This window comes from Priestia sp. ABM2_011 (genome assembly GCF_056158845.1).
Genome location: NZ_JBSWUB010000001.1, coordinates 413,211 through 426,799, shown reverse-complemented (window position 1 = coordinate 426,799; position 13,589 = coordinate 413,211). Strand labels below are relative to the sequence as shown.

Sequence of the window (13,589 nt, the reverse complement as noted above, 5' to 3'; positions counted from 1 at the left end):
ACTAATAGCAAGTAAACAGTACGTAAATACCCGTTTTTCTTCTATTTATAACGCTAAGGAGGATTTTTTGATTGTTATCACAATATTATACCGTAAAACAAGAAGGTTCACATGAAATCACTATTCAAAAATCTAGATTCATTTGTCATATGAAACGTGTAACAACTGAGGAAGAAGCTCAGCAATTTATTCAAGACATTAAAAAACAGCACTGGAATGCTACTCATAACTGTTCAGCTTACCTAATTGGAGAACGAGATCAATTTCAAAAAGCAAACGATGATGGAGAACCAAGTGGAACAGCAGGCGTACCAATGTTAGAAGTGCTTAAAAAGAGAGGCTTAAAAGATACGGTAGTCGTCGTTACGCGCTATTTCGGAGGTATTAAATTGGGCGCAGGTGGATTGGTGCGCGCGTATGGAAAATCCATTTCCGAAGCGTTAAATGAATTAGGTACAGTCAAACGAACTCTCATGGCGGTTATGCATACAACCTTCGACTATACATGGCTTGGAAAATTAGAAAATGAGCTTCGCAGTTCCGTTTATCTATTAAAAGAAATCCACTACGCAGACATGGTAGAGATTGAAACATTTGTAGAGGAAGCTCAAACAGAAGCATTTATTGAATGGATGACCGAGCTAACAAACGGCCAAGCAGATATTCGAGCAGGTGAGACGACCTATTTAGAAGAAGATGTAGAATGAATTATTTACTCTTATTAAAAAACATTGTACAATTGATAAATAGCGCAACTATTCTGATGGTTGCGCTACTTGTCAATGAGTAAAAACCTCGTAAAGACGCATAGCTTTGACGAGTTTGATTCATACATTCCAATTTATAACACATACTAAGTGTCACAATAAGTGTTCGAATATACGAATAAAAGGAGAAACCGTATGGCTCAATATAGACGTTTTCAAAAAAGAGTAAACAAACGGAAAAGAAAACGAAGGCTTTTTACATTTTTTCTGTTACCTATCCTTATTTTAGGGCTTTCTGCAACCGCTTATGGCTCTTATTTATTTGTTAAGGCTAAAACAGTAGCTTCTGATTCTTATGAAGGACTTGGAGATCGCGATAACTCTCCTATGCGTGATCGTAAAATCGATCCCAAAAAAGATGATATATCCATTTTATTTATGGGCGTAGATGACAGTGAAACCAGGAAGTTCGGAAAATCAGCCCGTACAGATGCTTTGATTTTGGCGACCTTTAACGAAACAAATAAAACCGTAAAGCTTGTAAGCATACCTCGAGATTCGCGGGTTTATATACCTGAAGTGAACAAAAAAGATAAAATTACGCATGCGCATGCGTACGGAGGTCCAAAAGCAACTGTAGAAACGGTAGAACAGCTGTTTAATGTCCCTGTTGATTACTATGTTAAAGTGAATTTTAAAGCTTTCACAGACATTGTAGACTCACTTGGGGGAATCGATTTTGATGTACCTTATGCGATGAGTGAAAAGGACTCAAAAGATCGTCATAATGCTATTGTCTTAAAACCAGGAAACCAACATTTAAATGGTGAAGAAGCGTTAGCTGTTGCTCGAACACGAAAACAAGACAACGATATTGAGCGAGGAAAAAGACAGCAGCAGTTGATCGAAGCCATGATTAAAAAAGCTGCTTCCATTGGATCACTTAATAAATATGGCAATCTTATCGAAGCTGTTGGCGATAATATGAAAACGAATTTAATGTTCGGTGAAATGCTTTCGTTTTATGATTACGCTTCGAAAAAAGTAGACATCGAAACCATTAACTTAGACGGTAGCGATGAAAAAATTAACGGCGTTTACTACTTCAAACTAGACAATGATTCAGTGGAAAAAGTAAGTGAAAAGCTCCGCAAGCATTTAGGCATTGAATCAACTTCAGATACAACAGAATAATTAAAAAGACCTCTTGGATATGCAAGAGGTCTTTTTAATTAATTTTTTAAACGAAGCCCACGAACCATGTTAAGAATTGGCCTATATGTCTTATCAACTAATCCTATTTTTTCAACGATAATTTCAATCGCCACAAGGAGGATAGCTAGTACAAGAAAAGACCCCCACATTGTTTGTACCTTTGAAAAGATAACTGCCGCTAAGCCAAATATCGCACTCATTCCATAAATAATTAAAACCGTTTGTCTATGGCTGTACCCTAAGCGCAACAAGCAATGATGCAAATGAGATTTATCAGGAGCCGATAGCGGTTGATTTTTTACGATTCGGCGAATAATAGCAAAGAACGTATCTGAAATTGGTACCCCTAAAATAATAACTGGAACAATGAAGGAAATAACCGCTACATTTTTAAATCCTAACAGAGACAATACAGAAATCATATAGCCTAAAAATAGTGCTCCTGTATCGCCCATGAAAATCTTAGCGGGGTGAAAGTTGTAAAACAAAAATCCGAGCGTACTTCCCAATACGATGAAACCCATGCTTGTCACAAACACATTACCCATCATAATAGCCATACCAGAGATGGTAATCAATACAATAGAGGAAACGCCGGCAGCTAATCCATCCAATCCATCAATTAAATTAATAGCATTGGTAATTCCTACAATCCATAATACCGTAATTGGAATACTTAACATTCCGAATTCTAATTTTCCGCCAAACGGCAAGTTAATGAAGTCAATTTGGACTCCACCGTATACAACAACAATTAATGTCGCTACTAGCTGACCGCCTAATTTAATTTTAGCGGATAGCTCAATCATATCATCTAAGACACCGGTAATGATGATAATGATGCTTCCGATTAAAATCGGCAGCGCATATTTACTGTCAGGCTGTAAAACGAGGTATCCAATAAGAAAACTAAAAAATATCGCCAAACCTCCAAGGCGAGGCATAATTTTTTGATGAACTTTTCGTTGATTTGGTTTATCCGTTGCACCTATTTTAAACGCCAGCTTCTTAACCAGCGGAGTGATCAGAATAGATGTAATAAAACAAATAAACAAGGTCAAATATAGCATGGAGACCCTCCTCAGGTTTATGTTAACCAAAACCATAAAAAATGTATCCAACTTTATATAATTGGATAGTATTTCAAATTGCGTATAACAATAATTACTTACTTATTCCCAAAATGGATTATATCACAATGATTCTACTACTTAAATAAAAATTTATTCTCAAAAATTAGCACATTTACAAACTATTAATAGAAAAGAACTGTATTTTTTGGTGTATAAACAGCTGATTTACTTTATTCTTATGTGGTTATTTTATGTAGAACATTTTCTTTACTATATTTTATTAAAATATAAGCGAACTCCCCCCTTTTCGTCTAATTTATTCGTCATCTTTAACTCTTTTTCCTTTTTATTAAGCATATTTAAACCTTTATTTTTATTTCACATGGCCCCACTCATTATATGAACAAACTTTTGACCTATGCATGTCCACTACTTCAAACCACATTCGCTGAATCGTTGTCCTTATCTTATATCATTTAAAAGTTAAAATATAGTGAAATGGACAGAGATAAAATTAAACAAAAAAAGGAATTTTATCAAAAAAATGAAACTTTTTTTGATACGGTTCGTAATACATAGTAGAAACAGTATCAATCATCTTACATAAAGGGGGTGTTGAATGAACTATGTTTGGTCTATCTGTTCAAACAGTGTATTTGTATGGATTAATTATCTGCGGAAGTCTCACCTTCTTATACATTTTATTTAGCGATTTGTTAGATGGATTATCTGAAGCGATACCTTTTTTTAACCCCACTCTTCTTTTTTCTTTTTTAACATTCTTTAGTGCCAGTGGATATTTGTTCACCTATACGTCATTGCAAAATTATTGGATTATTTCGATTTCCGCTCTTATTGCCCTTCTACTCGTTATTTTGCTCAACGTTTTCGTATTGATTCCTTTATCATCGGCTGAAGAGTCTCTTGCTTTTACTGAAGATTCGTTAAAAGGAAGACTTGGTACCATTATTACTTCCGTTCCTGCAGATGGTTATGGAGAAGTATTTATCGAAGGGGTTAGCGGCACAATTTCCAAACCCGCTGCCAGCTTTAAAAACACTGCTATACCTTTAGGCAGCAAAGTGCTTGTGGTAGATATACAAAGGGGCAACGCACTCGTTGTGATTTACGAAGAAGTTATGACCAATCACTCATTATAAATAGTATTAGGGGGAGTTTTATGTTTTCAACACCTATATTAGTTGTCGTTGGAATTGTTGTTTTTTTATTAATTGCGCTGATTGCCGTATTTATTACAAAATACCGTACAGCAGGTCCAGATGAAGCGTTAATTGTAACAGGGAGCTATCTCGGAAATAAAAACGTGCACGTCGATGAATCCGGAAACCGCATTAAAATTGTTCGCGGCGGCGGTACGTTTGTGCTGCCAGTTTTTCAGCAGGCTGAGCCTCTGAGCTTGCTGTCAAGCAAACTGGAAGTATCTACACCTGAAGTATATACAGAACAAGGTGTTCCTGTTATGGCTGATGGGGTATCAATTATCAAAATTGGAGGTTCTATTTCAGAAATCGCAACGGCCGCTGAGCAGTTTTTGGGCAAAGCAAAAGAAGATCGTGAAACCGAAGCTAGAGAAGTCTTAGAAGGTCACCTTCGTTCGATTCTTGGTTCTATGACAGTAGAAGAAATTTATAAAAACCGTGAAAAATTCTCTCAAGAAGTACAGCGCGTAGCTTCACAAGATCTAGCTAAAATGGGATTAATTATTGTATCGTTTACAATTAAAGACGTTCGGGATAAGAACGGCTATCTAGAATCGCTAGGGAAGCCTCGTATTGCTCAAGTTAAGCGAGATGCTGACATTGCAACAGCGGAAGCTGAAAAAGAAACAAGAATCAAGCGTGCCGAGGCTCATAAAGATGCCCAAAAAGCGGAGCTTGAGCGAAATACAGAAATCGCGGAAGCTGAAAAAATGAATCAATTAAAAACCGCTGAATATCGTCGCGAACAAGATATTGCCAAAGCTCGTGCTGACCAAGCTTATGATCTAGAAACAGCTCGCGCGAAACAAGATGTAACAGAACAAGAAATGCAAATCCGCATTATTGAACGTCAGAAACAAATTGAATTAGAAGAAAAAGAAATTCTTCGTCGTGAGCGTCAATACGATTCTGAAGTAAAAAAGAAAGCAGATGCAGATCGTTACTCTGTTGAGCAATCCGCAGAAGCTGAAAAAGCAAAACAGCTTGCGGAAGCTGACGCCAACAAATATCGAATTGAAGCAATGGCCAAAGCTGAAGCTGAACGCGTTCGAATTGATGGTTTAGCAAAAGCTGACGCTCAGCGTGCCCAAGGTGAATCTGAAGCTGAGATTATCCGCTTAAAAGGTTTAGCAGAAGCAGAGGCTAAACAAAAAGTTGCGGAAGCATTCGAGCAGTTTGGTCAAGCGGCTATTTTAGATATGATTATCAAAATGCTTCCTGAATATGCAAAACAAGTTGCAAGTCCTTTAGCAAATATCGATAAAATTACGGTTGTGGATACAGGAAGCAACGGTGAAAACAGCGGAGCTAATAAAGTGACTGGTTATGCAACAAACTTAATGTCTTCTCTTCAAGAATCGCTGAAAGCATCCTCAGGTATAGATGTAAAGGAATTGATTGAGAACTTTTCTGGAAAAGGAAATGTGCGCCAGAGCTTGCACGAACTAACGGATGAAATCAAGCAACAAAACAAAAAAGAAGATATCTAAAAATAAAAAGCATGCGGATATAATCCGCATGCTTTTTTAACCTCTTAACACTCGAAGAAGAAACCTAGGCAATTCTAACTGACGCTTCCATCTCCATGGTTCTTTTAATAGTCGATAAAGCCACTCTAAACCAAATTTTTGAAAAACAGCCGGTGCCCGGTTCAATCGTCCTGAAATAACATCAAACGAGCCGCCTACGCCTTGATAAACAGAAGGATTGAGTTTTTCTTTATGAGCAATAATCCAATTTTCTTGCGCTGGACTGCCTAAAGCGACAAACACAATTTCTGCTCCTGAGTCATTGATCGTACGTTCAATGACTTCTTCATTTTTTTCATAGCCATTTAATGTTCCAACAATTAAAATCCCTGGAAACATCTCTTCCAACTTAGCTTTGGCTTCATCTGCAATGCCGGGCTTGGCTCCGTATAAAAAAATTCTTTTACCGTTATTTGTTGCTTCTTTACACAGCTTCAGCATCATATCAATACCCGTTACACGCTCACGAATACGTCCCTTTTTGAGCTTTGAAGCTAAAATCACACCGATTCCATCTGGAATTTGATAAGTCGCTTGATTTAACAGTGACTTTAATTCCTGATCTTCTTGTGCTTTCATAATTTTTTCAGGGTTGATTGCTACAATAAATGATTTTCGGCCTTTATCTATATCCTGAAGTAACTTTGCCGCTAGCTCATCGTACGTGTCGCTACAAACGTCTATTCCTAAGATGTTTTCCTTCATTAAATCACCCGTATGTTGATTTTTTAGTTTTTTACAAACGAAAGACAGGCTGTTCAGCCCGTCTTTTTATAAAGTAGAAACTTTTGAATCACCAAGTAACACTACGTCAAAGCCTGCTACTTTCCATTGATCACGCTGAATGCAGTTTTTCGTATCAAAAATAATCTTTGTACGCATATGATTTTCAACAGCTGATGGAAGAAGCTCTTTGAACTCATTATGATCTGTTAAAATAAGAATCACATCTGCATGTGCAACAGCTTCATCCAAACTTTGCGTCTGACGTTCGATTTTATTCTCTTTGATATGAGGATCAAATGCTGTGTAATCAACACCTAGCTTTCCTAAGTGATGAAGCACATCCGTTGATGGACTTTCACGCATATCATCAATATTTCCTTTAAAAGCTAAACCTAAAACAGCTACACGTCCATGTTGAATGCCCTTTTCATCTAGTAGGCTTTTCGTTTTTAATGCTGTATATTCAGGCATTGAATCATTTGTCTGACGAGAAAGAGAAATAATTTTCGCAAGTTCTGGCTGAAGCTCCGTTAAGAACCAAGGGTCAACAGCAATACAGTGACCGCCTACACCAGGACCTGGTAAATGGATGTTTACACGTGGATGATAGTTCGCTAACTTAATCGCTTCCCACGCATTTACACCAATTTTTTCACTGATTTTTGCCAGCTCATTTGCAAAGGCAATGTTCACATCACGATATGTGTTTTCAATTACTTTCACCATTTCAGCTGTTGTAGCATCCGTTACGTGAATATTTCCTTTTACAAATGTTTTATAAAGCTCAACAGTCAAGCGACTGGACTCTTCGTTAATACCACCGACAATACGGTCATTATTTACTAGTTCCTCAAATACTTTTCCTGGAATAACACGTTCAGGTGAGTGAGAAACAAATAACTCACTGCCTAATTCTAAACCAGTTTCTTTTAGCACAGGTAGCATAACGTCTTCTACTGTACGCGGAGGAACTGTGGATTCTAAAATAACTAAATTTCCTTTACGAACGTAAGGAACAATTGATTTTGTCGCTTCTCGAACATAGTTCAAGTTTGCCGTTTTATCTTCATTAATTGGTGATGGTACAGCAATAATAAAAATATCCGCCTCTTCAGCTGTTGTGCCTACCGTAAAGTGGCCGTTGTCAACTGCTGATTCTAAACGTTCTTGTAAGCCATTTTCTTCTATATGAAGTTGCTTATTTTTAATTAATTCTACTGCTTTTTCATTTACGTCAACACCATGTACATATAAGCCGTGATTGGCAAACATAACAGCTGTCGGTAAACCTATATATCCTAAACCAACTACACACAATTTCTTTGTCATTGCAGAAAATCTCCTTTATATGACATGCTTAATAAATAAAACCTATCTGATATTATATCGAAAAATGTCATTTCATGATAGCATTTATATAAAAACATGAAATAATTTCTTTTACTTATTATTATGTAACATTTTATGAGAATTCATCAATAAACGATATAACCATCTTTTGTACAACGGGCTCTAACCCAAAAGAACTATTGAAAATCTCCATGATTCCCAATAGTTCTCCTAGTAAATCTATTTTTACATATGCCCTTCTTTTTCGACAATTTCTCTAAAATAGCTCACTAACTCTTCTCGCAGCGGTTCTCTTTGTAAGGCTAAATCAATTGTTGCTTTAATGAATCCAAATTTATCTCCAACATCATAACGTTTTCCTTCGAAATAATAAGCAAGAACACGTTGAAATTCATTCAGACGTAAAATAGCATCTGTTAATTGAATTTCTCCACCTGCACCAATCTCTTCTCTGCTTAAGATATCAAAAATTTCCGGTGTTAAAATATAGCGCCCCATAATTGCATAGCCTGAAGGGGCATCTTCTGGATTCGGTTTTTCAACGAGCGTTTCTACGTCTAATAATCCTTTTTCAAGAGGCTCTCCTTTAGGACCTACAATTCCGTACTTTGAGGTTTCTTTCCTAGGCACCTCCTGTACACCAACTACAGCGCATTCATATTTTTCGTATACGTCCATTAACTGTTTCAAACAAGGTGTTTCTGATTGGACTACATCATCCCCTAGCATAACAGCAAACGGTTCATCTCCGATAAAACTTCTTGCACAGTGAATGGCATGACCTAATCCTTTAGGTTCCTTTTGACGAATGTAGTGAACATTAGCCAAATTCGAAATCCCCTGCACTTCTTCAAGCATGTCCCACTTTTCCTTTGCCGCTAATGTTTCTTCTAGCTCATATGATTTATCAAAATGATCCTCGATTGCTCGTTTTCCGCGACCGCTTACAATTAAAATATCTTCAATACCTGATGCTACTGCTTCTTCCACAATGTATTGAATCGTTGGTTTATCTACAATTGGCAGCATTTCTTTAGGCTGTGCTTTTGTAGCCGGCAAAAAGCGTGTCCCTAATCCAGCTGCTGGAATAATAGCTTTACGAATTTTCACTTACTTTTCCTCCTGTCAATGTCAATCGTGCTTATTGGTTATAGTATAGTAAGTCTTCGATTGAGTATGTACACAAAGTCATGTTGAATCCATTTCTTTTTATAAAGAGTCATGTTGGATTCTGCTTTATCATAACAAAAGATTTTGTATAATTCTATTTTTATCATTTATAATGAAAAGAAAATTAATCACTTATAAATATAATTTTATGTTCCATTTATGTATAGAAAGGAATGGGATTATGAGTTCGTTTTCAGATCACTTACAGCACCAATTTATACATCATTTCCCGTACAGTGATGCACGCTATCGTACAAATGCCCAAGCAGGACTAGACCTTTACCGTACCCATTCATTCTTCATTTTGCACAATGATGAACAGATATTAAACGTTAAAATCGATTCGTTTTATGTTGAACTAAACAAACAGCTACTCCCTGAAAGTACCTGTTCTTGTCAGCATAACGGATTTTGTGAACACTGCTTTGCAGCGTTTTTTTATATGTATTCATTAATAGAACCGCTTTCGCCCCTATTCAAAGAATGGCGAAACCATGAGAAAGAAGCTTTGACTATGCTATCTGCCAAACAAGTGTTAAAAAAACCCAAGGCAACTTTTCAAGAGTGGAGACAAACTTTTGAGGAGCAGTATACGCTTTTTATGCAGGGGCGGAACGAAAATGACCGGTCCATTTATCATGAATATTATCAGTACTATTACCGTTCTTTAGTGAAAAAAGCTCCTGAGCATCCATTGCTTTATGCTTTATTTTGTATGTATGGAGCGGTTCATACATTTTATAAACTATCAGCTCAATTACAGGCACATCAGCTTTCTACTAACATCGAGGAATCATTCGTATATAGTCACGTCTACAAAATAACAAATGAAATTTATGCTACCGCTGATTCATTAAAGCAAACGAAATACGATCGGGATGCATTATCTATTATAGAGGACAGCATCCCATACATCCGAGAATTATTGCATAATGATATGCCTTTACAATATGAGCGTATTGAAATTTATCGCGTTATTTGGCAAAAAGTCTTCACGTTAGAAAGATGGCGAAAAAATGAGGAACGCGAATTAAAAGCCAAGCATGGTTCTTTTATAAATAATACAGCTCTTTCCTATCTTTTATTTCTTCAAGAAAAAGATAGAGAAGCAAAAGAACGTTTGAGCGATGGAACATTACAAATGATTCCCTATCTTATCCCTTGGTTAAATGATTTATTGCACGAAAAAGAAACTGACCGCTTTGCTCAGTGGGGCTCTTATATAATGACCTATATAGGAGATTACGTACGCACCGTTCCAACTACTTATCAAGGAAGCCGAAATATGGTCTCCATGATTGTAAATTTATTTCAGCACTATAAAGACTTAACGAACGAGCAAACTTTGTATACTGAAGCATTGCAGACATTACTTCCCTATAGTTTTATTGAATACAGTGATTTTCTATATGCTTCTAACCAATTAAAAAAATGGGTTGAATTACAGGTGCTTCTTCAATATGACAGCATTAAATATGACGAGCAAACGATAGAGGCCTTAAAACAAAAAGATGAAAAGCTGGTTATTCCTCTTTATCATCAAATGATTTCAAAGCTGATTTATGAAAAAAAGAAAAGCAGTTATCAAGAAGCCTATATCTACTTACAAGAATTAAAAAGACTTTATCTACAAATGAATCGCTCTCTACTATGGGAACATTATATAGAAGAATTAGCGATAAAAACGAAGAAACAGCGCGCATTTCAACAACTATTAGAAAAAGGAGATTTACTGAATGTTTGATTTGTTTCATTTAACACTTGAAGTCGAACCTGTACACGATGACTTTTTTCTCTACTGTGTATCACCTAGCGGCCAAATTTTGCTCCCTGATACATGGAAAGATGCGCTGTTTCTATGGCATGAACAGACCTATTACGGAAGTGAAGCTACACAGGTTGAGATTAATGGAAAAAAAGGAATTCTTCTTTCTTCATGGCAAATGTTCACTTTCATACAATCACCTATTCAACAGCATGTGTTGAAACCGGCTTTGTCCGCTTCAGCGGAAGATTATCAGCAAATTGCAGTCGATATGACAAAGAAGATTATCCAAGGGAAATTTCATTCTCTTCCTTTTAAAAAACAAATGACTGGATCGCTTTCACAAGCTGATGAGCAAGAGTGGCGAGCACAAATTAAAGAGAGCCTATTAAAAAAAGAAGGAAAAGACTTTTTAATAAGCATAGGAGGCGAGAGCTATAATCCTCCCTTTGACCTTTCATTGCGTGTTGTAGAGCCAACGACCGATGGAGATGTATGGACGGCTGAAACATTTGTGATTCCCCACGATGAAGCCAAAGAACCTTTTATACTGGGAAGAACACTTCCTAAAGAGTGGAATCACTACGAATCATATATTGCTTACGAACACGAACGATGGAAAGCATTGGCTCCTACTTTATACCAAAAAGGAGCGTTTATTCAGTCTGTCCTAACAGATGAGGAAGTATGGGAATTTCTAACTCAAGATAGTGCAGCATTGATTGAACAAGGTGTCTCTATCCATTTGCCAAGCTGGTGGGAATCATTAAAAAAAGCCACCATAAAAGTATCTGGCGCTATAGAAAATACTTCATCTGCATTGTTTGGTAAACAAGCTATCAGCAGCTTCCGCTGGTCATTTTCTATTGGCGATCAAACTTTTTCAGAAGAAGAGTTTCGGAAATTAGTCGAACAAAAACGCCGATTATTATCTATTAACGGACAGTGGATTCAACTGGATTCTAGATTAATTAAACAAGCGCAGAAAATTGTTAAAGAAGCTAGTAAAAAAGGCGTCTCAATTCATGAAATTTTAAAAACGAAGCTAACCTACATGGCAGACAGTAAAACTGATGAAGAAGAGGTAAAAGTTGAATTCCAACTCCCCGCTTCCTTTCAATCATTTATTACATCCTTAACGGATTTAGAACGGCTGCCGGAAGTGCTGCCTCCCTCTGAATTTAAAGGGATATTAAGACCTTATCAGCAGCAAGGCTTGAATTGGCTCATGTTTTTGAGAAAGTTTAACTTAGGAGGATGTCTAGCAGATGACATGGGGCTAGGTAAAACCATTCAATTAATTAGTTATTTAACAAACATTCATCAGTTACATAGCTTTCCTTCTCTTATCGTTTGCCCAACTTCTTTAATTGGAAACTGGGAAAAAGAATTACAGAAATTTGCCCCTTCTCTTCGTGTTCATGTTCATTACGGGCCGAAAAGAACCGGCGGAGATGCATTTGAGAAGATATGTGAAAGTACTGACGTGGTGATTACGACTTATCAAGTTGCCCTTTTGGATGTCGAATTGTTGAAAGGGTTTATATGGAACAGCATTTCCTTAGACGAAGCGCAACATGTTAAAAACCCGCAGACTAAACAGGCGAGAGCCATCCGTCAGCTGCAAGCAAGACACAAAATTGCGCTTACTGGAACTCCAATTGAAAACCGTCTGCTGGAACTATGGTCATTATTTGAATTCATCAATCCCGGTTACTTAGGAACAATCAATTCATTTAAAAACCGATTTGTAGCCGGCATTGAAAAAGGCGAGAAACCTGAACGAACTGTTGAGCTTAAAGCACTCATTCAACCTTTCTTATTGAGAAGAACAAAACAAGATAAAAGCATCGCCCGCTCACTGCCTGATAAACAAGAACAAAAAGAATATATCCCGCTGACAGCGGAACAAGCTTCACTTTACCAGGAGCTAGTTCAAGAAATGCTTCAAGAAACAGAGGAAAAAACAGGATTTGAACGAAAAGGCATGATTTTGCAAACACTAAATAAGCTAAAATTATTATGCAATCATCCAGCTTTGTACTTAAAGGAAAGTGCAGCTAAACAAACGGTACGGCGATTTCATAAAAGTGAAAAAATTATTGAACTCGTAGAGAGCATTCGCACACAGCAAGAAAGCTGTTTAATCTTTACTCAGTATATTGAAACAGGACTCATGCTACAACGAACCTTAGAAAAAGAAATCAACGAGCCGGTTTTATTCCTTCACGGAAGTTTGTCAAAAGAGCAAAGAGATGAAATGGTTGCTCAATTTCAAGCAAGGAAAAAAGCCATCTTTATCCTTTCTCTTCGCGCAGGTGGAACTGGATTGAATTTAACAGCTGCAAATCACGTTATTCATTTTGACCGATGGTGGAACCCAGCCGTTGAAAACCAGGCAACCGATCGGGCCCATCGCATTGGTCAGAATAAATTTGTTCATGTTCATAAATTCATTACAAGAGGAACGATTGAAGAAAAAATTGATGAAGTGATCAATCAAAAACAACATCTCAACAATGAACTCATCCAAGGAGATCAATGGGTAACAGAACTTTCGAATAAAGAGCTACAAGAGCTTCTTGCTTACAGAAATGAATAAGAAAAATTATAAAATGTGTTACACCGTTACCAAAAAGAGGACTTTTTTACTTGTCCTCTTTTTTTATTAGATCATTCGACACAAAAAAATAAGTGTAAATCGTTCTTCAACTACTGATAAAGATACAAAAAACGCGATAAATATCGTTTTTTGAATAAAAAGGTATTTTTATAGCGAAAAAGACCCTTTACTTTCTCTTTAAATTCCAGCATATTTATACATATAATATTTT

At 36.8% G+C, this 13,589-nt stretch carries 10 protein-coding genes; 6 read left to right on the top strand and 4 right to left on the bottom strand.

The window, feature by feature from the left end; genetic code table 11:
- The first annotated feature begins 71 nt into the window (after positions 1-71).
- Together ACXAE4_RS02280 and ACXAE4_RS02275 are read left to right on the top strand one after the other, a co-directional pair.
- Positions 72-707, top strand: coding sequence for a YigZ family protein (locus ACXAE4_RS02280; protein WP_475235373.1), 636 nt, complete (start codon positions 72-74; stop codon positions 705-707).
- 195 nt (positions 708-902) lie between these two features.
- Positions 903-1,901 carry an LCP family protein gene (locus ACXAE4_RS02275; protein ID WP_028412005.1) on the top strand — a complete coding sequence of 333 codons (999 nt, stop codon included), beginning with the start codon at positions 903-905 and terminating at the stop codon, positions 1,899-1,901.
- Positions 1,902-1,939: 38 nt separating this feature from the next.
- On the opposite strand, the gene ACXAE4_RS02270 is transcribed toward ACXAE4_RS02275, so the two are convergent.
- Positions 1,940-2,992, bottom strand: coding sequence for a glycosyltransferase family 4 protein (locus ACXAE4_RS02270; RefSeq protein ID WP_013059776.1), 1,053 nt, complete (start codon positions 2,990-2,992; stop codon positions 1,940-1,942).
- Positions 2,993-3,621: 629 nt separating this feature from the next.
- On the opposite strand from ACXAE4_RS02270, the gene ACXAE4_RS02265 reads away from it, so the two are divergent.
- Both ACXAE4_RS02265 and ACXAE4_RS02260 read left to right on the top strand, forming a co-directional pair.
- Positions 3,622-4,155, top strand: coding sequence for an NfeD family membrane protein (locus ACXAE4_RS02265; protein WP_013059777.1), 534 nt, complete (start codon positions 3,622-3,624; stop codon positions 4,153-4,155).
- A 20-nt stretch (positions 4,156-4,175) separates the two neighbouring features.
- The gene (locus tag ACXAE4_RS02260; RefSeq protein ID WP_028412004.1) at positions 4,176-5,705 is read left to right on the top strand and encodes a flotillin family protein; all 1,530 of its coding nucleotides are present in this window, start codon (positions 4,176-4,178) and stop codon (positions 5,703-5,705) included.
- A gap of 36 nt (positions 5,706-5,741) precedes the next feature.
- Here ACXAE4_RS02260 and ACXAE4_RS02255 read toward each other — a convergent pair whose 3' ends face one another.
- The 3 genes from ACXAE4_RS02255 to galU all read right to left on the bottom strand — a co-directional run bounded on the left by ACXAE4_RS02255 (position 5,742) and on the right by galU (position 8,930).
- Positions 5,742-6,449, bottom strand: coding sequence for a WecB/TagA/CpsF family glycosyltransferase (locus tag ACXAE4_RS02255; RefSeq protein ID WP_028412003.1), 708 nt, complete (start codon positions 6,447-6,449; stop codon positions 5,742-5,744).
- Positions 6,450-6,515: 66 nt separating this feature from the next.
- A complete protein-coding gene (locus ACXAE4_RS02250; protein ID WP_154990621.1) occupies positions 6,516-7,799 on the bottom strand; it encodes a nucleotide sugar dehydrogenase in 1,284 nt (427 codons plus the stop codon).
- A 246-nt stretch (positions 7,800-8,045) separates the two neighbouring features.
- Entirely contained in the window at positions 8,046-8,930 is an 885-nt protein-coding gene (gene galU, locus ACXAE4_RS02245; protein ID WP_028412001.1) for a UTP--glucose-1-phosphate uridylyltransferase GalU, read from the bottom strand.
- A gap of 241 nt (positions 8,931-9,171) precedes the next feature.
- Between galU and ACXAE4_RS02240 the strand changes: the two genes are divergently transcribed.
- Complete coding sequence (locus ACXAE4_RS02240; protein ID WP_028412000.1) at positions 9,172-10,734, top strand: hypothetical protein; 1,563 nt, start codon at positions 9,172-9,174, stop codon at positions 10,732-10,734.
- The gene (locus ACXAE4_RS02235; protein ID WP_475235369.1) at positions 10,727-13,357 is read left to right on the top strand and encodes a DEAD/DEAH box helicase; all 2,631 of its coding nucleotides are present in this window, start codon (positions 10,727-10,729) and stop codon (positions 13,355-13,357) included. The genes ACXAE4_RS02240 and ACXAE4_RS02235 overlap by 8 nt, the downstream gene beginning before the upstream one ends.
- Positions 13,358-13,589 lie beyond the last annotated feature (232 nt).

What these genes read in the sequence shown, in the direction of transcription:
- ACXAE4_RS02275 (WP_028412005.1), top strand. Translation starts at nt 903, where the DNA reads ATGGCTCAATATAGACGTTTTCAAAAAAGAGTAAACAAACGGAAAAGA.
- ACXAE4_RS02270 (WP_013059776.1), bottom strand. Translation starts at nt 2,992, where the DNA reads ATGCTATATTTGACCTTGTTTATTTGTTTTATTACATCTATTCTGATC.
- ACXAE4_RS02265 (WP_013059777.1), top strand. Translation starts at nt 3,622, where the DNA reads ATGTTTGGTCTATCTGTTCAAACAGTGTATTTGTATGGATTAATTATC.
- ACXAE4_RS02260 (WP_028412004.1), top strand. Translation starts at nt 4,176, where the DNA reads ATGTTTTCAACACCTATATTAGTTGTCGTTGGAATTGTTGTTTTTTTA.
- ACXAE4_RS02255 (WP_028412003.1), bottom strand. Translation starts at nt 6,449, where the DNA reads ATGAAGGAAAACATCTTAGGAATAGACGTTTGTAGCGACACGTACGAT.
- ACXAE4_RS02250 (WP_154990621.1), bottom strand. Translation starts at nt 7,799, where the DNA reads ATGACAAAGAAATTGTGTGTAGTTGGTTTAGGATATATAGGTTTACCG.
- ACXAE4_RS02240 (WP_028412000.1), top strand. Translation starts at nt 9,172, where the DNA reads ATGAGTTCGTTTTCAGATCACTTACAGCACCAATTTATACATCATTTC.
- ACXAE4_RS02235 (WP_475235369.1), top strand. Translation starts at nt 10,727, where the DNA reads ATGTTTGATTTGTTTCATTTAACACTTGAAGTCGAACCTGTACACGAT.